Here is a 17,744-nt window from a genome sequence, read left to right on the forward strand (position 1 = left end):
ACAGCCCCACCCCGGGGAAAGGGCTAGCGGCTGGTGGGTGCCTTGTCGCCCTTGCGCATGATCGGCAGCCGCTCCACCGCACCCGCGGCGGTGGCCAGTGCCTGGTCGGCGGGTCCGATGAGGTGGTTCATCCGGCGGTCGGTCCGCTCGTTGAGCACCTGGAGCCCGTCGCGGGACCGGTCGAGCACGGTCAGGGGCAGTGCCGAGAGCACCTGACCCGGCGGGCGCCGGGACACCATCGGGTGCGGCCGGGTGGGCGAGGTGCGCCGCAGGGCCCACCACTGCCAGCCCAGCGCCCGCAGCTGCTGCGGCGTCATCAGCTCCTGCAGCCGGGGCAGGAGGCGATCCTCCTCGTCACGGACGTCCTGGTCCAGGACGGTGAAGGCCCGCTCCATCAGCTCGTGGCGGCCCGGGTCACCGGGCTCGGAGCGGTCGAGCTCGGTCATCACCTCGTTCACCTCCTGGTGCTCCTCCTCGATCTCCAGGGTGAGCGGGTCGCCCTCGGGCAGCACCTTCCTGGCTGCGGGGAACAGCACCGACTCCTCGGCGAAGGCGTGGGTGAACACCAGTCGCGCCACCGCACGCAGGGCCTGCTCGTGCTCCAGTCCGCCCGCCGCCTCGGTCTCCCGCGCCCTGGTCATCAGGTGGTCCAGGCGCTCGTGGTCGGAGCGCTGGCGCGCCAGGATGCTGGTGGGCCCGCCCAGCTCCTCGATGCTCTGGTGCGCGATGGACGTGGTCATCGAACGTCTCCTCCAGTCGGTGGTGCGGCCAGGTCTGCGGTCACAGGATGGGTTGTCCGCCCGTCACGGCGACCCGGGCGCCGGAGACGTAGCTGGCCTCGTCGGAGGCGAGCATCACGTACACCGGGGCCACCTCGGCGGGCTGGCCGGGGCGGTTGAGCGGAACCTGGTTGCCGAACTCCTCCACCTGCTCCGGCGGCATGGTGGAGGGGATCAGCGGCGTCCAGATGGGGCCGGGAGCGACGCTGTTGGCCCGGATGCCCTTGCTGGCCAGCAGCTGGGCGAGCGCGGCGATCATGTTGGCGATGCCCGCCTTGGTCACGTCGTAGGGCATCAGGGTGGGCACCGGGTTGTCGGAGTTGACCGACGTCGTCCCGATGATGGAAGAACCGGGCTGCATGTGCGGCACCGACGCCTTGACCAGGTGGAACATCGCGCTGAGGTTGGTCGCGATTGTGTGGTCCCACTCCTCGTCGGGGATCTCCTCGACGGACTCGTGGGTCATCTGGAAGGCGGCGTTGCTCACCAGCACGTCCACCCGGCCGAGCTCCTCGACCGCGCGGGAGACCACTGCGCGACAGTGCGCGGGCTCGGCGAGGTCGCCCGGCACCAGGATCGCCCGGCGCCCGGCCTCCTCCACCCACTTGCGGGTGTCCTCGGCGTCCTCGTGCTCGTCGAGGTAGGAGATCACCACGTCGGCGCCCTCCCGGGCGTAGGCGATCGCCACGGCCTTGCCGATCCCGCTGTCCGCTCCGGTGATGACGGCGGCCTTGCCCTCCAGCCGCCCCGAGCCGCGGTAGCTCTGCTCGCCGTGATCGGCCCTGGGGGTGAGGTCCTGCTCGGTGCCCGGTGGCTGCTGCTGCTGAGCTGGCTGGTTCATCGTGTCCTTCGGTGCTGGGTGGGACCCTGCCCGGCTCCGGGCCGGTCGCCACGCGGGGAAGCGGACGACCCGACCCGGAGCCGGGCAGGGCTGCTCAGGTGCCGGAGCGCCGGCTACTCGTCGGGCGTGAGCTTGTCCTTCACCTTGCTCACCACGTTCTGCGCCCCCTGCAGGTGCGCGCCGGCAGCGTCGCCGGTCTTGGGCGTGCCTGCGTTGCCGTCGTAGGTGACGAACAGCTTGGGGTCCGGCGGCGGCAGCATGCCGTCGTCCGCGCTCGGGGCAGGGTTGACCACGTAGTTGACGTCGGCATCACCGAGCATCGTGCGACCGTTGGCCCACATGCCCTCGTGGGCCTGGCTGTCAGGGTCGAAGCCGTAGTAGGTGCGGCCCGCCTCCTCGTTTTCGAACTCGGCGTTGCTGGTCTCGATCTCGCTCTCCACCAGGCCATCGGCGACGAGCTGCTCGATGCCGCGCAGCCACTGCTGCTGGTGGAAGGTGTCCCGAGCCAGGTTGAACGCCAGGGTCTGCTTCACCCCGTGGTCGTCAGTCATGTTGTAGAGGCGGCTGGTCATCACCCGGCTCTGCGCCTCGGCGGCCACGTTGGAGCGGAAGTCGGCCAGCAGGTTGCCGCTGGCGACGATGTAGCCGGCGTTCCACGGCACGCCCTGGCTGTCCCGGGGCAGGGCGTTGCCACCGCTGACGATGGCGTGCTGGGGGTTCATGCCGCCGATGACGGCGGCGAGCACGGGATTGGCGGCGACGGACTTCTCCACGACCTCCGCGGGCGCACCCTCGAGGAGGCGGGCCAGCATCGTCGTGAGCATCTCGACGTGCCCGATCTCCTCGGTCGCGATGTCCATGATCATGTCCTTGTACTTGCCGGGCATCCGACAGGTGAAGCCCTGCCACAGGTACTGCATCATCACGGTCATCTCGCCGAACTGTCCGCCCAGGATCTCCTGGAACTTCATGGCGTAGAGGGCGTCGGCCTGCTCGGGCTTGCACTCGAACTGCAGTCCCTTGGTGTGGAGAAACATCTGCTACCTCCGAAAGGTGATGCCTGGTGACGAGAACCTGTCCCTGCTGCGTCGCGAACGGCGCTGGACGGGCTCGGTGCTGAACCCGGAGACAGTGGGAAAGGTGCCCGGAGCTCAGCTGACCGCTGGGCCGGACGGAGAGCTGCCGCTGAGCTCGCGGAGGAAGTCGTGGCAGCGCGCGGCCCGCGCGGAGTCCTGCGACATCACTTCCTCGAAGAAGGACGCGATGTCCTCGCGCCCGGCGTTTCGGGCATCGCGGACGTACTGGCCGTAGTCGTGCCCGGCCTTGAGCGAGTGGTACTGGAGGGAGATCAGGTCGAACGACACGTCGTCGAAGCCAGTTTCACCGGTGGCCATGGGAGTTCGCCCTTCAGTGAGTGCTCTGCGGGAGCTGTTCACTGGCGCTCGGAGCCGGGGTGCCCCCGGGGGCGGAGCCGCTGGACCGGGCGTCATCTGGCACGTGCGCGGCAGCCTGCTCGACCGCGACGTGGGCTCGGGAACCACGCGGTGCGAATCGTGGTCGCCGGGCTGCCTCCTGTGTACCAGCGGCGGGCGGGCAGCGCTGGATGAGAACAGCGTGGTGCCCCCGTCGCGGGGACGGGGGCACCACGCCGTCGCCGACCAGTGTCCGGTGCTGCGCAAGGGGAAGGGCTCGCTCGAACCCTCCACTGTGCACCCACGAATCTGGTCCACTGTGGAGGGCCGATGCGGATCTGTGCCGGCTAGCCGGTGGTCTGCCGGGAAGCAGAGGCCGACTGGGTAGCCGTGGTGGTGCCCTTCTCCCGCGGCGGTCCGTGCCCGGCGCCGGTGCCGTCGGTCACCTCGACCTGGTCCTCCCACGGGACGCGGTACTGCTGTGCCGCCAGGTCGGTCATGTAGGTGTACGGACAGTCGGTCGCACCGCCGCGCACGGCGACGTACCCACGGTGGCCCAGCTGGTAGATGTTGTTCTCCACTCCCCACCCGCGGCGAGCGGCGTCGGCGCGGGCGGGGACGACCTCACCGGTGACGATGCGGTCGGGGGTGTTGTCGCCCTGCTCGAGCACCACGCCGTCGACGTCGCAGATCATGGCCTCACCGATGGACCAGATCCCGGTGGCGTCGGCGCCGGCCAGCGCGACCGACGCCGTGTACGCCACGTTGGTGAAGGCGTTGACCTGGTTGGTGATGCGCCACTGGTGGCGGACCGGGTCGGTGTAGCCGGCGGTGCGCAGGATGACGTTGGCGCCCTTGTAGGCCGCCTCCCTGGCCATCTCCGGAAGCATCCCGTCGTGGCAGATGATCAGCGCGAGCGTGGAGCCGGCGGGTCCCTCGCAGACGGGTATGCCGAGGTTGCCCGGCTCCCACGGCTCCAGCGGCACCATGGGGTGCATCTTGCGGTAGTAGAGCGCGATCTCGCCGTCGGCGTTGACGATGATGCCGCTGTTGTAGGGCGCACCGTCGGGATTGCGCTCCATCAGCGAGAAGCAGCCCCAGACCGAGCTCTCCGCGCAGGCCGCGCGGAACAGCTGCACCTCGGGGCCGTCGAGCTCGCAGAGCATCTCCTCACGAGCCCACGACTGTGGGTTGAGCCCGTTGAGGCTGTACTCCGGGAAGACGAGCAGGTCCAGCGTGGGCAGGCCGGCCTTGGCGGAGCGCACCGTCGCGGCGATCTTCTCCGCGGTGCGCAGCAGGTCAGCCGGCTCGTCCACCACGGGGACCTGCTGCTGCACCAGGCCGAGCACCAGCGCCCCGGGTGAGGGGTTGAGCCCACCGAGGCCGGTCATGCGGCCACTCCCTCGGGCGTGCGGGCCAGCGTCGGCCACCGCTGCGCCCAGGGGGCAGCGGCCTCGAACGCGGCGGACGCCCGCAGGACGCTGGCGTCGGCCAGGTGGCGCCCCACGATCTGCAGCCCGACCGGGAGCCCGGCGGAGGTGAAGCCCGCCGGCACGCTCGCCGCCGGCTGGCCGGTCATGTTGATCGGTGAGGTGAAGCCGAGCCAGGCGGTGGGCGGGACCATGCGCCCGTCCACCACCTCCGGGCCCTGCACGTGCACCGGGAACGCCGGCACGGTGAGGGTGGGGGTGAGCAGCAGGTCGTAGTCCGCCATGAAGCGCCACATGTGGTTCACCAGTCGTTTGCGGGCGGTGTCGGCGTCGGTGAGCTGCTCCGCGGTCCACGGCTTGCCCAGCAGCTCCACCAGGTGCGGCGACATCTCGTGGCCGTGCCGGCGCACCAGCTCCCGCATGCCGCTGAGGTCGGTGTCGGCCACGACCAGCGACCAGAACGCCTCAAAGGGGTCCTCCCAGCCGGGGTCGGCCTCGACCACCTCGCACCCCAGGTCGTCGGCGAACACCTGTGCGGCGCGCGCGGCGATCTCGCGAACCTCGGGGTCGACGGCGAGGTAGCCCCAGTCGGCGCTGAACGCGACGCGCAGACCCTTGATCCCGCCCCGCGGTGCCGTCAGCCAGCTGACGTCGTCGCACGGGATGGAGTGCCGGTCGCGGGGGTCCGGGCCGGCGAGGACCGACATCAACAAGGCTGCGTCGTCCACCGTGCGGGTGAGCGGACCGATGTGCTCGAGGCTCTCCCAGCTGGAGATGCCGGGGTATCGGTCGTCGCGGCAGCCCGGGTACAGCGGAACCCGGCCCATGGACGCCTTGAACCCGTACACCCCGCAGTGCGCAGCGGGGGTGCGGATGGACCCGCCGCCGTCGCTGCCGAGCGCCAGTGGTGCCATGCCGGCGGCCACCGCCACGCCGGAGCCGGCGCTGGACCCGCCGGGTGTCATCGCCGGGTCCCACGGGTTGCGGGCGGTGGGCGACACCGGGCTGTGCCCGACGCCGCTGTAGCCGAGCTCCGGCACCGTCGTCTTGCCCAGGACCACCGCACCGGCGGCCTTGACGCGCTCCACCACGACGTCGTCCTCGTCGGGGATGAAGTCTCGGTAGGCGGGCGAGCCGCACCGGGTGGGGATGCCCTTGGTGGCGATGAGGTCCTTCACCGCGATCGGGACCCCGGCCAGCGGTCCGAGGGTCTCCCCGCGGGCCACTGCGTCGGCCACGGCCCGGGCCTGCTGGCGGGCCTGGTCGGCGGTCAGCTCGCAGAAGGCGTGCAGCTGGTCGTCGAGGGTGTGGATCTGGTCCAGGGCGGCCTCGGTCACGTCGACCGCGGAGACTTCTCCGGTGCGGATGAGCCGGGCGACCTCGGTCGCCGGCAGGGCGTGCAGCTCGTTCGGGTTCACGTCAGGCTCCTCGGTGGGGTGATGGTCACGCGGCCGGTACCGGCGCTGGTGCTGCGGTCTCCATGGTGGAGCTGCGGCCGCGGCTGAGCCCCTCGATAGCCAGGTAGGCCAGTCCGCCCAGCAGGATGCCGGCGATCGCCTCGCTGAGCTGCGGCGCCCACAGGTGCACGGCGTAGGCACCGGCGGCACCAATCACCCAGGCGGCGAACGGCTGCACGCGCAGCGTGCGCACGGCCCGGTTGCGGACCTTGCGCAGGACGAGCTGGTCGACGATGAGCACGGCGCCGATCGGTGGCACGAAGATGCCGAGCAGGTTGAGCCACTCGGAGAAGTGGCTCCAGACACCGGCGAGGGCGGCGACCAGGCCGACGGCGCCGAGCGCCAGGGTGAGCACCCGCATGCGGCCACCGCTGATCTGGCCCCAGCCCACCGCACCGTTGTAGAGGCAGTGGGTGCACACCGAGCCGAGGTTCACGAACACGAACACGACGGCGAGCGAGGTGAGCACCGGGCCGTGGTCGGTGAGGATGGACAGGAAGTCGCCACCGTTGACCGCGGGGTCGATCGCGGCGCCGGCCGCCACGATGATCCCGCCCACCACCAGCGCGATGAAGTTGGCGACGGGGAAGGCGGAGAAGGCGGCCAGCACGGCCTCCTTGCCGGTGCGCGACCACCGGGTGAAGTCGGCGGTCATGGTCCCGGAGTCGGCGAAGGCGGCGATGACGATGGTGGCGGCCGCGCCGATGCTGAGCACGGTGGCGTCCGGGGCGCCGCCGGAGTAGGAGGTGATGCCGCTCAGCCCGTGGTCGCGGGTGGCGAACCAGATCGCCAGCCCGCCGAGCACGACGAACAGCGGAGCGGCCACCAGGCCGATGATGGTGAGCGCCCGGATGCCGATGAAGGTGACTCCGATGTAGAGCACCCCCGCGAGCGCGATCATCGCGGTCTCGTTCCAGCCGAGCGCGGCGTTGAGGGTGGCCCCGGTGAGGCCGGTCTGGAAGGCGAACCAGCCGATCACCACGGTGGACAGGAAGCCGGCGGTGATGGTGGCGCCCCGGCTGCCGAAGGTCTCCGCGGCCAGCAGCCCGAAGTTCTTGCCGGTCCGGCCGGCGGAGTAGCTGAGGGCGCCGACGTAGGCCATCAGCACCACGTTGCCCAGCACCATGGCGGCGAGACCCCGCCAGAAGCCGAGCCCGTAGACGATGGTGCCGCCGAAGATGGCGTTGGTGATGATCATGGGGAAGCCGAACCAGACGGCCGAGACCGAGCCGAGGGACCTGCGGTGGCTGGCGGGCACCGGCTCGTGCTCGAACTCCGACTCGAGGCCGTGCTCGACGGGTGGGGTGGTGGCGGTGCTAGTCATGGCGTGTCCTTCGGAGTGGAAGGGAGCAGGGGCGGAGAGGGAAGCGGGCTGGACTCAGAGCGCGGACAGCAGCTGCTCGGAGGTGGCGACGGCTCCGAAGACACCGCCCTGCATGGTGATCATGTTCAGGGCGGCCTCGTAGTTGTCCTTGTCGGTGGCACCGGTGCAGTCGGAGAGCAGCAGGCACTCGAATCCGCGGTCGTTCGCCTCGCGCATGGTGGTGTGCACGCACACGTCGGTGGTGATGCCCGTGAGGATCAGGTGCGTGATGCCGCGCGTGCGCAGCACCAGCTCGAGGTCGGTGGCGTAGAAGGAGCCCTTGCCCGGCTTGTCGATGACGACCTCACCGTCCACCGGGGCGACCTCCGGAACGATCTGCCAGCCGACCTCGCCGCGGACCAGGATCCGCCCGCACGGGCCGGCGTCGCCGATCCCCGCCCCCATCTGCCGGGAGCGCCAGAGCTTGTTCGGTGGCAGGTCGGACAGGTCCGGCCGGTGTCCTTCTCGGGTGTGGATGACGAGCATCCCGGCGGCCCGAGCAGCGGCGAGCACCGTCTGGGTGGCGGGCAGCCCCGCCCGGGTCAGGGACAGGTCGTAGCCCATGGCGTCGACGTAGCCGCCCGGGCCGCAGAAGTCGACCTGCCAGTCGATGTTGACCAGGGCGGTGCGCTCGACGGACAGCTCGCCGTCGTACGGCCAGGCGTAGGGGTGTGCGGCGATCGTGGACATGGCAGCTCACAGTCGTGGGAGGAGAGAACGAGGACGTCGGCGCAGCCGTGTCGCGGTCGGCGGTGTCGCGGTCGGCGGTGTCGGGGTCTGCGGCGTCGACTCGAGTGACGGTAGGGAGCACGCGTTTCGCGACGCGTACGTCCGTGTTACGGGCGCACACGTCCTCTCCGGATGCTGTTTACGGCTGGGTAAACCCGCTGGAGGCGGTGGCGGTGATGGTGGCCAGGACGGGGAAGTGGTCGGAGGCCTCGCGGCCGGCGGCAGGGGCGAGGGTGGTGCTGCTGACCCGCAGCCGGGGCGCCGCCCCGTCGCGGTGCAGCACACCGACGTGGTCGAGCACCTCCCGGACTCCCGGGTGCTGGGCGGCGGTGAGCGGGTTGCGGGTGGCGTCGAAGGTGGGCTCGTGGAGCTGGCCGTGGGTGAGCCCGCCCAGCACGCGGCACGCCTGTGCCCAGCGGCCGTCGGTGGCGCGGGCAGCCACGTTGAGGTCACCGGCCAGCACCACGGTGTGCTCCGGCGGGACGGTGGCGGCGACCAGCGCGCGCAGCTCGGCCAGCTGGGCCATCCGCACCTGGTGGGCGTCGCCGCGCTCGTCGGCCTGCAGGTGCGTGCCCGCCACCCAGGTTCCGGCGCCGGCCCCGCCCAGCGCCACCAGCACCACCCCCTTGTTCTCCAGCACCGAGGAGGTGGTGCGGCGCTGCGCGGCCCGGTAGACGTGCTGGTGGCACTGCTGCAGCGGCAACCGGCTGAGCACGAACACCCCGCCGCCGACCAGCCGGCGCACCCCGCGCCGTCGGCCGCTCACCCCGGCCCACCGCCCACCGACGCCACCGAGGTAGGGAGAGCAGTGGTAGCCGGCCGAACGCAGCTGCACCACCAGCCCGCGCGAAGGTCGGTTGAACGCCTCGTTCAGCACCACCACGTCCGGGCTCGCGTCGAGGATCGCCTGCAGCGCCAGCTCGGCCCGGTGGCGTGACCCGCGCAGCCGCAGCTGCCAGAGGTTGAAGGTCATGACCAGCAGCGGGTCGTGCCCGGGCGCAGCAGTGCTCATCGGGATCCATGATCGTCGACCCGTCCCCTGGCGTGCGGGGGACTCGCTGGTGCAGAAAACTGGTGCGCACGAACGGGGCCGGTCGCGCCAGACCGGTCACCGCAGAGCAGGAGGGATGCACGCCCATGGCACACAGCTGGCACCGTCGGACCGGGCTGAAGCAGATCCGCTGGACCCGGCAGGACGACACCGAGCCGATCGACGTGGGGCGGCGCGTCGGGCTGGGGGTCGCCAAGGGCCTGTTCGCCGGAGCCTGTGGGGTGGCGGTGATGACGCTGGGGGAGAAGGTGGAGCAGCGCCTCACCGGGCGGCCCGACTCCTACATGCCCGCGCACACCCTGGAGCGGCTGCTCGGCCGCCCGCAGCGCCCCGACGCCGAGCGGCACCTGATGAACCTGGGGATGCACACCGGCCAGGCCATCCTGCTCGGTGCCTGGCGCGGCGTCATGGCCGAGGGCGGGCTCCGGGGGCCGCGGGCGTCGGCAGCCTTCACCGTCATCCGGCTGTCGCTGGACCAGACCCTGGAGAACGTCACCGGCCAGGGTGCGCCACCGTGGACGTGGCCACGTCGGGAGCTGGTGGTGGACGTGCTGCACAAGGCGGTTTACGCATTTGTCACCGGAGCCGTGGCCGACGCGCTGGCGACGAATCCGCCGTCGTGGCAGGCCGCGCGCCAGCACTAGCCCGAATCGCCCGTGACTGATGTGTCCGATCGGCACAGGCGTTACGCATCGGAAACAAGGAGACACGGACAGGCAACACACCGTCACTAGGTTTCGCGGTCATGACGACGAGCAAGGGCGACACGGTCGCAACGGGTGGGGTGACGGCAGCGGGGCTGCCGCAGGGCTCGGACAAGATGCGCGAGACGCTGGAGGACTACACCCTCCGGTTCGCCCCGCGCAGCTATCGCCGCTGGAGCACCGGGGTGGTGGCCACGTCGGCCCTCGGGGGGATTGCCTACCTGGCCGACTTCTCGATCGGTGCGAACATCGGGATCTCCTACGGCACGGGCAACGCCCTGCTGGGGATCCTGGTGTTCGCGGTGGTCATCATGCTCAGCGGGCTGCCGCTGTCCTACTACGCGGCGCGGTACAACATCGACCTCGACCTGATCACCCGCGGCAGCGGGTTCGGCTACTACGGCTCGGTGGTCACCAACGTCATCTTCGCGACGTTCACCTTCATCTTCTTCGCCCTCGAGGGCTCGATCATGGCCCAGGGCCTGGAGCTGGGGCTGGGCATCCCGCTGTGGCTGGGCTACGCGGTGTCCACCCTGATGGTCATCCCGCTCGTCATCTACGGGATGAACACGCTGGCCACGCTGCAGGTGTGGACCACGCCGCTGTGGCTGGTCCTGATGGTGGTGCCGGTGGGCTACCTCGTCATCCAGCACCCCGACTCGGTGGGGACCTTCCTGGCCTACAGCGGGGAGAGCAACGAGGGCGTCAACTTCGGGTCCGTGATGCTGGCCGCCGGTGTCTGCCTCTCCCTCATCGCCCAGATCGCCGAGCAGATCGACTACCTGCGGTTCATGCCGCCCAAGACGCCGGAGAACTCCCGCCGGTGGTGGGCGGCGATGCTGCTGGCCGGACCGGGCTGGGTCATCTTCGGCGCCATCAAGCAGATCCTGGGCCTGTTCCTCGCGGTCTACCTCATCGCCAACGTCGCCGACGGCGCCGCCACGGCCAACCAGCCCGTCCACCAGTTCCTGGAGACCTACGAGAACATGGTCCCGCACTGGCTGGCGATGACCCTGGCCGTCGTGCTCGTGGTGATCAGCCAGATCAAGATCAACGTGACCAACGCCTACTCGGGCTCGCTGGCGTGGACCAACTCCTTCACCCGGGTGACCAAGACCTACCCCGGGCGCCTGGTGTTCGTGCTGTTCAACCTGGGCATCGCCCTGGTGCTGATGGAGGCGAACATGTTCGACTTCCTCAACACCATCCTGGGCTTCTACGCCAACTGCGGCATCGCCTGGGTGATCACCGTGGCGTCGGACATCGCCATCAACAAGTACCTGCTCAAGCTCTCGCCGATGGTCCCGGAGTTCCGGCGCGGGATGCTCTACAACGTCAACCCCGTCGGCTTCGTCTCCATGCTGCTCTCGGCGGGCATCTCCATCGCCGTCTTCTTTGGAGCGTTCGGCGACACCATCAAGCCGTACTCGCCGATCGTGGCCATCCTCATCGCCCTGGTCATGCCGCCGATCCTCGCGGTGGCCACCAAGGGCAAGTACTACCTGCGCCGCACCGACGACGGCATCGACCTGCCGATGTTCGACGAGCACGGCAACCCCTCCGGGGAGACGCTGCTCTGCCACCTCTCCGGCACCGAGTTCGAGCGCCCGGACATGATCGCCTCGGCAGTGCCCGGCCCGAACGGGGAGAAGCAGTACATCAGCTCGCTCATGCTCAGCACGGACAAGACCGGCGCACACGTGCTGCCGGAGCAGTCGAGCAGGACGAGTCCAGCGGTACGGTCCCAGGAATGAACCTCAGCCCGCGGGAGATCGACAAGCTGCACATCCACCTGGTGGCCGACCTGGCCCGCAAGCGCCGCGACCGCGGCGTCAAGCTGAACTACAGCGAGGCGGTCGGGTTGATCTGCGAGGCCATCGTGGAGGGTGCGCGGGACGGCAAGACCGTCGCCGAGTGCATGGAGCTGGGCAAGCACGTCGTCAGCAACGACGAGGTGATGCCCGGGGTGCGCGAGATGGCCGCCCTCATCCAGGTGGAGGCGACCTTTGTGGACGGGACCAAGCTGGTCTCCTGCCACGACCCGGTGGGGGCCTAGCTTGGCTGCTGCGGCCCCGGCCGTGGCCAGCGTCGTGCTGCTCGGCGGGCACGAGAGCGCGCACGGCCGTGACCTGCTCGGGCTGGTCCCCGGCGCGGTGGTGGTGCGGGCCGGCCGCGAGCTCGGGGCGGCGGTGCGGGCCGTCCTGCGCGAGAGCAGCGGGCCGGTGGTCGTGGTGCCGATGACCCTGGGCCGGGACCCGGCACTGGTGGCCGAGGCCGCCCGAGCCCTGCGGTGGCAGGGGGACGACGCGGACACCGGACGGTTGGCGCTGACCGAGCCGTTCGGTACCCCCGACCACCTGGTGGGCTGGTTGCGCGCCGCGGCCACCGGGGCCGCCGCGCGCTGGCCCGGCGACCGGGGTGCGCTGCTGGTGACGGCCGCGGCCAGCGGGCCGTTCGACGAGGCTGACCTGTTCCGGGTGGCCCGCCTGGTCCGCCAGCACGGACCACACCCCTGGGTGGAGGTGGCCCTGGCCGGCGGTGACCCGGACGTGACCGAGGGCCTGTGCCGGTGCGCGGTGCTGGGGGCCGGACACGTCACCGTGGTGCCCGCGGCGTTCGGGCCGGCGCCCACCGCGGACGTGCCACCAGGAGTGCCGGTGCACGACGGCGGGCCGCTGCTGAGCACCGCCGCGGTGCAGGCGGTGGTGACGGCGCGCGTCACCGCGGCGCTGGACCACCTGGTGCTGGGCCACACCGGGATCGAGGCCGCCCTGCACGCCGAGCACGGCCACGGGTACGCCCACAGCCACGGCGCTGAACCCGCCCACAGCCACCACTAGCGACTCACCACCAGCGACCCACCACCAGCGACCCACGACCAAGGAGCTCACGACGATGTCAGCAGGTGCCAGGTATCTCTACGGCGAGGAGCCGGTGGAGATCAACGCCGGTCGGCGCACGGCCACGGTGCGGGTGAGCAACACCGGCGACCGCGCGGTGCAGGTGGGTTCGCACTACCACTTCTTCGAGGCCAACCGGGAGCTCGACTTCGACCGTGCCGCGGCCTACGGGATGCACCTGGACATCGCCTCCGGCACCGCGGTGCGCTTCGAGCCTGGCGACACCCGCGACGTGGCGCTGTGCAGCTACGGCGGCACCAGCCGGCTGATCGGCTTCAGCAACCTGGTGGACGGTGCGCTGGACAAGCCCGGCATCCGCGCCGCGGCGCTGCGACGAGCCGAGGCGCTGGGCTTCCTGGGTGCCGCCGACGGCGAGCTCGAGGCTGCGGAGGTGCAGCAGTGACCACGCTGCCGCGGCGCACCTACACCGACCTCTACGGCCCCACCGTGGGCGACCGCTTCCACCTGGCCGACACCAACCTCGTCGTGGAGGTGGAGCACGACCACAACCGCGGTGCCCACGGTGACGAGTCGGTGTACGGCGGCGGCAAGGCCATCCGCGACGGCATGGCGCAGGACCCGGCCGCCACCTCCGCCGCCGGAGCGCTGGACCTGGTGATCACCAACGTGGTGGTGCTCGACGCCGTGCTCGGAGTGGTCAAGGGCGACATCGGGATCCGGGACGGGCGCATCGTCGGCGTCGGCAAGTCCGGCAACCCGCAGGCCCAGGACGGGGTGCACCCGAACCTGCTGATCGGACCGGGCACCGACGTCATCGCCGGTGAGCACCTCGTGGCCACCGCCGGCGGCATCGACAGCCACATCCACTTCATCGCCCCGCAGCAGGTGGAGGAGGCGCTGTCCAACGGCATCACCACCCTCATCGGCGGCGGCACCGGGCCCAGCGACGGCTCCAAGGGCACCACCTGCACCCCGGGCCCGTGGAACATCTCCCGGATGCTGCAGGCGGTGGACGACCTGCCGGTGAACGTCGGGCTGCTGGGCAAGGGCAACGGCTCGCTGCCGGAGGCGCTGGAGGAGCAGGTCGTCGCCGGCGTCTGCGGGCTCAAGGTGCACGAGGACTGGGGCGCCACCCCGGCCACCATCGACACCGCGCTGAAGGTGGCCGACGCCTACGACGTGCAGGTGGCGCTGCACACCGACACCCTGAACGAGTCCGGGTTCTACGAGGACACCCTGGCCGCCATCGACGGCCGCGCCATCCACACCTTCCACACCGAGGGCGCCGGTGGCGGGCACGCGCCCGACATCATGCGGGTGGCGGGGGAGCGGCACGTGCTGCCCTCGTCCACCAACCCCACGCTGCCCTACACGGTGAACTCGGTGGACGAGCTGCTGGACATGGTGATGGTGTGCCACCACCTCAGCCACAACATCCCCGAGGACGTGTCCTTCGCCGACTCCCGGGTGCGGGCGGAGACCATCGCCGCCGAGACCGTGCTGCACGACGAGGGGGTCATCTCCATCATCTCCTCCGACTCCCAGGCCATGGGCCGGGTGGGGGAGTCGTGGACGCGGGCGTTCCAGACCGCCCACCACTGCAAGGACCAGCGCGGTCCGCTGCCGGAGGACACCGCGGCCGACGGCACCTCGCGCAACGACAACTTCCGGGTGCTGCGCTACGTGGCCAAGCTGACCATCAACCCCGCGCTGGTCACCGGGACCGCCGACCACATCGGGTCGCTGGAGCCGGGCAAGCTGGCCGACATCGTGCTGTGGCCGATCGACTCCTTCGGCGCCAAGCCGGCGCTGATCATCAAGGGCGGGATGATCTGCTGGTCGCAGATGGGCGACCCCAACGCGTCGCTGCCCACCCCGCAGCCGGTGTACTACCGACCGATGTTCGGCGCGCTGGGCAAGGCGGTGGCGCACACCCGCATCACCTTCACCTCCCAGGCGGCCCTGGACGCCGGCGTGCCGGAGCGGCTGGGGCTGACCAGCCGGGTGGTGGCCGTGCGCGGCTGCCGCACGGTGAGCAAGCAGGACATGGTGCGCAACAGCGGAACCCCGGTGATCGAGGTGGACCCGGAGACCTACCAGGTGACCCTGGACGGCGCCCCGGCCACCATCGAGCCGGCGCGCACGCTGCCGCTGAGCCAGCTCTTCTACCTGGTGTGAGCGACGTGAGCGACACCGGCACCGGCACGGGGCTGGGCTCCCTGCTGGTGAGCCTGCAGCTGACCGACTCGGCCTTCCCCAGCGGCTTCTACACGCTCTCCCACGGGCTGGAGGGCTTCGCCCAGGCGCGGGCGGTGGACGCCGCGGCGATGCCGGAGCTGCTGGCCGACGCCCTGCGCCACACCGTCGGTCCCGCCGACGCCACGGCGCTGGCCCTGGCCCACCGCGCGGCCGACACCGGCGACTGGGAGACCGTGGTGGCGGTGGACCAGCGCCTGCACGCCACCAAGCTCACCCGCGAGCTGCGGGTGGCGTGCACCCGCACCGGCGGCCAGGTGCTCGACGTCGCGCTGGCCTCCTTCGGCGGACCGATCCTGCAGCGGTACTCCGAGCTGGTCACCTCCCGCCGCACCCCCGGCTGCCAGCCGGTGGCCGCTGGCGTGGCCTACGCGGGCACCGGGGTGCCGGTGGAGCACGCGGTGGCCTCGGACCTGTTCGCCTTCGCCACCAGCTTCGTGGGTGCGGCGCTGCGGCTGCGGCTCACCGACCACCGGGCCGCGCAGGCCGTGCTGCACCGCACCGCGGCGGTGATCGAGGAGGTCACCGCGGATGCGCTGCAGCGTGGGCTGGCCGACCTGGGCGGGTGCACCCCGATGTTCGACGTCATGTCCGGCCGGCACGAGCGGGCGGAGGCACGCATGTTCGCCACCTGATCCGCGCTCGAGCTCCCCACCCGCACCCCCACCACCCAGCAGAAGAAGGACCCCTCGATGGACAACGTGTTGAAGGTCGGCATCGGCGGCCCCGTGGGCACCGGCAAGACCGCCCTGATCGAGGCGCTCGTCCCGGTGCTCACCGCTCGTGGCCGCCGGCCGGCGGTGATCACCAACGACATCTACACCCAGGAGGACGCCCAGCACGTGCGCCGCACCCTCGCCGGCGTGCTCGACCCGGAGAAGGTGGTGGGCGTGGAGACCGGCGCGTGCCCGCACACCGCCGTGCGCGACGACCCGACGATGAACCTCGCCGCCGGCGCAGAGATGCTGCAGCGCTTCCCCGAGGTGGACACGCTGTTCTACGAGTCCGGCGGGGACAACCTGACCCTGACCTTCAGCCCGATCCTGGTGGACGTGTTCGTCTTCGTGCTGGACACCGGCGGCGGGGAGAAGATGCCCCGCAAGCGCGGCCCGGGCATCACCGACTCCGACCTGCTGGTGATCAACAAGATCGACATCGCCGAGCACGTGCGCACGAACCTGGACGTGATGGAGTCCGACGCCTACCGGGTGCGGGACAACCGGCCGGTGGCGCTGACCAACTGCCTCACCGGGCAGGGGCTGGAGCAGGTGGTGGCGTTCCTGGACGGCTACCGACGGGTGGCCGCGTGAGCCTGGCCCCCGAGCCGCTCGTGGTGGACCGCTTCGCCGCCGCCCACTACGCACCGCCGCAGATCCCGGTGGAGGTGCTGCGCCACACCGGCGTGCCGCAGACCCTGGGCGTGGGACGCCCGGGCAAGGTGGGGCTGCTGGAGCTGGGCTTCGAGGTGGTGGGCCCGCGCACCGAGCTGGTGCGGCACTACCAGAAGTCACCGCTGCAGATCATGCGCCCGCTGCACGTGGACCCGGGCCGGCCGGACCTGGCGGTGGTGTACCTGATGTCCACCGGCGGGGGCATCGTGCAGGCCGACCGGCTGCGCACCGACGTGGTGTGCGGCGCGGACACTGCGGTGCACCTGACCACCCAGGCCGCCACCAAGGTGCACCGGGCCGACGCCGACTTCGCCACCCAGCAGGTGAACCTGACCGTGGGTGCCGGCGGGTACCTGGAGCACCTGCCCGACCCGGTGATCCCGTTCGCCGGCGCGCGGCTGCACCAGCGCACCGTGGTCACCGTCGATCCCACTGCCACGGTGCTGCTCAGCGACACGCTGGTGGGTGGACGCCTGGCCCGCGGGGAGTGCCACGCCTACGACGTGGTGGCCACCGACCTGGAGGTGCGCCGCCCCGACGGCCAGCTGCTGGCGGTGGACACCGTGCGCCTGGAGCCCGGGCGTGCGGACGTGCGCGGCCCCGGCGTGCTGGCCGGGCACAGGCTGATGGCCTCGTTCTACGTGGTGAGCCCGCTGGCCCCGGCCACCGACGTCGCCGACGTGCTGCACGCCGCGCTGGCCGAGCACCCCGTGCAGCACGGGGTGAGCGTGCTGCCGCAGGACAGCGGCGCCTGGGCGCGGGTGCTCGGCAGCGACCCGCCGGCGGTGGCGGCAGCCATGGCGGCCGCGTGGGACGCGGTGCGCCGCTGCCTGATCGGGGTGCCCGCCCCACCGCTGCGCAAGGTGTAGGGCAGGGCTACGCCGGGGACCAGCGCGGGTCCCGGCCGGACAGCCCGAGCAGCTGGTCCATGGCCGGCGCGCTCGGCGGCACCGGCACCGGGTCGGCGAACATCTTGCCCTCGCCCTGGTAGTCGGGGCTGAGCATGCTCGGGGCGAACGCCACGATCTGGGCCGCGGCCGCCTCCGGAGGCGCCCACGGCTGTCCGGTGGCCCGCGCCAGGTCCCAGCCGTGCACCAGGTACTCCCAGAGGATCATGCCCAGCGCCATCTCCCCGGGCATGGCGTCGTCGCCGAGGTACAGCGGCTGCTCGGCGGCGCCGGCCTGCAGCGATGCCACCAGCTGGTCGGAAGCGGCGCGCACCGCGGTCACGTGGTCGACGCTCGCACCGGGATCGGCCGGCGCCGCCTGCGCGCGGTTGTCGGGGTGGGCGAAGCCGTCGGCGAAGTTGCTCAGCCAGGCCAGCACGTGCTGGCGCAGCTGGGCCACGTCCATCTCGGTGCACGGGGTGGGATTGTGCAGCTGGCCGGGTCCGATGGTGGCGACGACGGTGCCGAGGTCATCGAGCACGGTGTCCAGCAGGGCGGTGGTGTGCTGCGTGGAAGAGGTCAT

Annotated in this window: 19 protein-coding genes; 9 read left to right on the top strand and 10 right to left on the bottom strand. The window is 71.3% G+C overall.

Annotated features, from left to right (window positions below; translation table 11 throughout):
• Positions 1 to 23 precede the first annotated feature (23 nt).
• The 9 genes from AC3YO9_RS15660 to AC3YO9_RS15700 all read right to left on the bottom strand — a co-directional run bounded on the left by AC3YO9_RS15660 (position 24) and on the right by AC3YO9_RS15700 (position 9,023).
• Complete coding sequence (locus tag AC3YO9_RS15660) at positions 24 to 740, bottom strand: hemerythrin domain-containing protein (RefSeq protein WP_489983822.1); 717 nt, start codon at positions 738 to 740, stop codon at positions 24 to 26.
• A gap of 40 nt (positions 741 to 780) precedes the next feature.
• Entirely contained in the window at positions 781 to 1,620 is an 840-nt protein-coding gene (locus AC3YO9_RS15665; RefSeq protein ID WP_489983823.1) for an SDR family oxidoreductase, read from the bottom strand.
• 113 nt (positions 1,621 to 1,733) lie between these two features.
• Positions 1,734 to 2,657 carry a manganese catalase gene (locus AC3YO9_RS15670; protein ID WP_127782312.1) on the bottom strand — a complete coding sequence of 308 codons (924 nt, stop codon included), beginning with the start codon at positions 2,655 to 2,657 and terminating at the stop codon, positions 1,734 to 1,736.
• Positions 2,658 to 2,771: 114 nt separating this feature from the next.
• Positions 2,772 to 3,014 carry an acyl carrier protein gene (locus AC3YO9_RS15675; protein ID WP_489983824.1) on the bottom strand — a complete coding sequence of 81 codons (243 nt, stop codon included), beginning with the start codon at positions 3,012 to 3,014 and terminating at the stop codon, positions 2,772 to 2,774.
• Positions 3,015 to 3,379: 365 nt separating this feature from the next.
• Positions 3,380 to 4,423 (bottom strand): formamidase, encoded by a 1,044-nt coding sequence (locus tag AC3YO9_RS15680; RefSeq protein WP_489983825.1) that lies wholly within the window; start codon positions 4,421 to 4,423, stop codon positions 3,380 to 3,382.
• Positions 4,420 to 5,880 (bottom strand): amidase, encoded by a 1,461-nt coding sequence (locus AC3YO9_RS15685; RefSeq protein WP_489983826.1) that lies wholly within the window; start codon positions 5,878 to 5,880, stop codon positions 4,420 to 4,422. The genes AC3YO9_RS15680 and AC3YO9_RS15685 overlap by 4 nt, the downstream gene beginning before the upstream one ends.
• 25 nt (positions 5,881 to 5,905) lie before the next feature.
• On the bottom strand, positions 5,906 to 7,243 hold the full coding sequence (locus AC3YO9_RS15690) for a cytosine permease (RefSeq protein ID WP_489983827.1): 1,338 nt from the start codon (positions 7,241 to 7,243) through the stop codon (positions 5,906 to 5,908).
• Positions 7,244 to 7,297: 54 nt separating this feature from the next.
• The gene (gene biuH, locus AC3YO9_RS15695; protein ID WP_127782316.1) at positions 7,298 to 7,972 is read right to left on the bottom strand and encodes a biuret amidohydrolase; all 675 of its coding nucleotides are present in this window, start codon (positions 7,970 to 7,972) and stop codon (positions 7,298 to 7,300) included.
• A gap of 178 nt (positions 7,973 to 8,150) precedes the next feature.
• Positions 8,151 to 9,023 (bottom strand): endonuclease/exonuclease/phosphatase family protein, encoded by an 873-nt coding sequence (locus tag AC3YO9_RS15700; protein WP_489983828.1) that lies wholly within the window; start codon positions 9,021 to 9,023, stop codon positions 8,151 to 8,153.
• A 125-nt stretch (positions 9,024 to 9,148) separates the two neighbouring features.
• Between AC3YO9_RS15700 and AC3YO9_RS15705 the strand changes: the two genes are divergently transcribed.
• The 9 genes from AC3YO9_RS15705 to AC3YO9_RS15745 all read left to right on the top strand — a co-directional run bounded on the left by AC3YO9_RS15705 (position 9,149) and on the right by AC3YO9_RS15745 (position 17,143).
• Positions 9,149 to 9,706: a hypothetical protein gene (locus AC3YO9_RS15705; protein WP_489983829.1), complete on the top strand. Its 558-nt coding sequence runs from the start codon at positions 9,149 to 9,151 to the stop codon at positions 9,704 to 9,706.
• A 101-nt stretch (positions 9,707 to 9,807) separates the two neighbouring features.
• Positions 9,808 to 11,520, top strand: a complete 1,713-nt coding sequence (locus AC3YO9_RS15710; protein WP_489983830.1) for a purine-cytosine permease family protein — start codon at positions 9,808 to 9,810, stop codon at positions 11,518 to 11,520.
• Positions 11,517 to 11,822, top strand: coding sequence for an urease subunit gamma (locus AC3YO9_RS15715; protein ID WP_127782318.1), 306 nt, complete (start codon positions 11,517 to 11,519; stop codon positions 11,820 to 11,822). The genes AC3YO9_RS15710 and AC3YO9_RS15715 overlap by 4 nt, the downstream gene beginning before the upstream one ends.
• A gap of 1 nt (position 11,823) precedes the next feature.
• Positions 11,824 to 12,606, top strand: coding sequence for a sirohydrochlorin chelatase (locus AC3YO9_RS15720; protein WP_489983831.1), 783 nt, complete (start codon positions 11,824 to 11,826; stop codon positions 12,604 to 12,606).
• Between the two features lie 55 nt (positions 12,607 to 12,661).
• Positions 12,662 to 13,069 (top strand): urease subunit beta, encoded by a 408-nt coding sequence (locus AC3YO9_RS15725; RefSeq protein ID WP_489983832.1) that lies wholly within the window; start codon positions 12,662 to 12,664, stop codon positions 13,067 to 13,069.
• Positions 13,066 to 14,805 (top strand): urease subunit alpha, encoded by a 1,740-nt coding sequence (gene ureC, locus AC3YO9_RS15730; protein ID WP_489983833.1) that lies wholly within the window; start codon positions 13,066 to 13,068, stop codon positions 14,803 to 14,805. The genes AC3YO9_RS15725 and ureC overlap by 4 nt, the downstream gene beginning before the upstream one ends.
• A complete protein-coding gene (locus tag AC3YO9_RS15735; RefSeq protein ID WP_127782322.1) occupies positions 14,802 to 15,518 on the top strand; it encodes an urease accessory UreF family protein in 717 nt (238 codons plus the stop codon). The genes ureC and AC3YO9_RS15735 overlap by 4 nt, the downstream gene beginning before the upstream one ends.
• A 57-nt stretch (positions 15,519 to 15,575) precedes the next feature.
• Positions 15,576 to 16,193 (top strand): urease accessory protein UreG, encoded by a 618-nt coding sequence (ureG, locus tag AC3YO9_RS15740; RefSeq protein WP_127782323.1) that lies wholly within the window; start codon positions 15,576 to 15,578, stop codon positions 16,191 to 16,193.
• The gene (locus AC3YO9_RS15745) at positions 16,190 to 17,143 is read left to right on the top strand and encodes an urease accessory protein UreD (protein ID WP_489983834.1); all 954 of its coding nucleotides are present in this window, start codon (positions 16,190 to 16,192) and stop codon (positions 17,141 to 17,143) included. The genes ureG and AC3YO9_RS15745 overlap by 4 nt, the downstream gene beginning before the upstream one ends.
• Before the next feature lie 7 nt (positions 17,144 to 17,150).
• On the opposite strand, the gene AC3YO9_RS15750 is transcribed toward AC3YO9_RS15745, so the two are convergent.
• Positions 17,151 to 17,744 carry a TIGR03086 family metal-binding protein gene (locus AC3YO9_RS15750; RefSeq protein ID WP_127782324.1) on the bottom strand — a complete coding sequence of 198 codons (594 nt, stop codon included), beginning with the start codon at positions 17,742 to 17,744 and terminating at the stop codon, positions 17,151 to 17,153.

The sequence above is a fragment of the Rhodococcus sp. Z6_132 genome, from assembly GCF_058133635.1.

What these genes read in the sequence shown, in the direction of transcription:
- AC3YO9_RS15675 (WP_489983824.1), bottom strand. Translation starts at nt 3,014, where the DNA reads ATGGCCACCGGTGAAACTGGCTTCGACGACGTGTCGTTCGACCTGATC.
- ureG (WP_127782323.1), top strand. Translation starts at nt 15,576, where the DNA reads ATGGACAACGTGTTGAAGGTCGGCATCGGCGGCCCCGTGGGCACCGGC.
- AC3YO9_RS15750 (WP_127782324.1), bottom strand. Translation starts at nt 17,744, where the DNA reads ATGACCTCTTCCACGCAGCACACCACCGCCCTGCTGGACACCGTGCTC.
- AC3YO9_RS15710 (WP_489983830.1), top strand. Translation starts at nt 9,808, where the DNA reads ATGACGACGAGCAAGGGCGACACGGTCGCAACGGGTGGGGTGACGGCA.
- AC3YO9_RS15690 (WP_489983827.1), bottom strand. Translation starts at nt 7,243, where the DNA reads ATGACTAGCACCGCCACCACCCCACCCGTCGAGCACGGCCTCGAGTCG.
- AC3YO9_RS15670 (WP_127782312.1), bottom strand. Translation starts at nt 2,657, where the DNA reads ATGTTTCTCCACACCAAGGGACTGCAGTTCGAGTGCAAGCCCGAGCAG.
- AC3YO9_RS15700 (WP_489983828.1), bottom strand. Translation starts at nt 9,023, where the DNA reads ATGAGCACTGCTGCGCCCGGGCACGACCCGCTGCTGGTCATGACCTTC.
- AC3YO9_RS15680 (WP_489983825.1), bottom strand. Translation starts at nt 4,423, where the DNA reads ATGACCGGCCTCGGTGGGCTCAACCCCTCACCCGGGGCGCTGGTGCTC.
- biuH (WP_127782316.1), bottom strand. Translation starts at nt 7,972, where the DNA reads ATGTCCACGATCGCCGCACACCCCTACGCCTGGCCGTACGACGGCGAG.
- AC3YO9_RS15705 (WP_489983829.1), top strand. Translation starts at nt 9,149, where the DNA reads ATGGCACACAGCTGGCACCGTCGGACCGGGCTGAAGCAGATCCGCTGG.
- AC3YO9_RS15725 (WP_489983832.1), top strand. Translation starts at nt 12,662, where the DNA reads ATGTCAGCAGGTGCCAGGTATCTCTACGGCGAGGAGCCGGTGGAGATC.
- AC3YO9_RS15715 (WP_127782318.1), top strand. Translation starts at nt 11,517, where the DNA reads ATGAACCTCAGCCCGCGGGAGATCGACAAGCTGCACATCCACCTGGTG.
- AC3YO9_RS15660 (WP_489983822.1), bottom strand. Translation starts at nt 740, where the DNA reads ATGACCACGTCCATCGCGCACCAGAGCATCGAGGAGCTGGGCGGGCCC.
- AC3YO9_RS15665 (WP_489983823.1), bottom strand. Translation starts at nt 1,620, where the DNA reads ATGAACCAGCCAGCTCAGCAGCAGCAGCCACCGGGCACCGAGCAGGAC.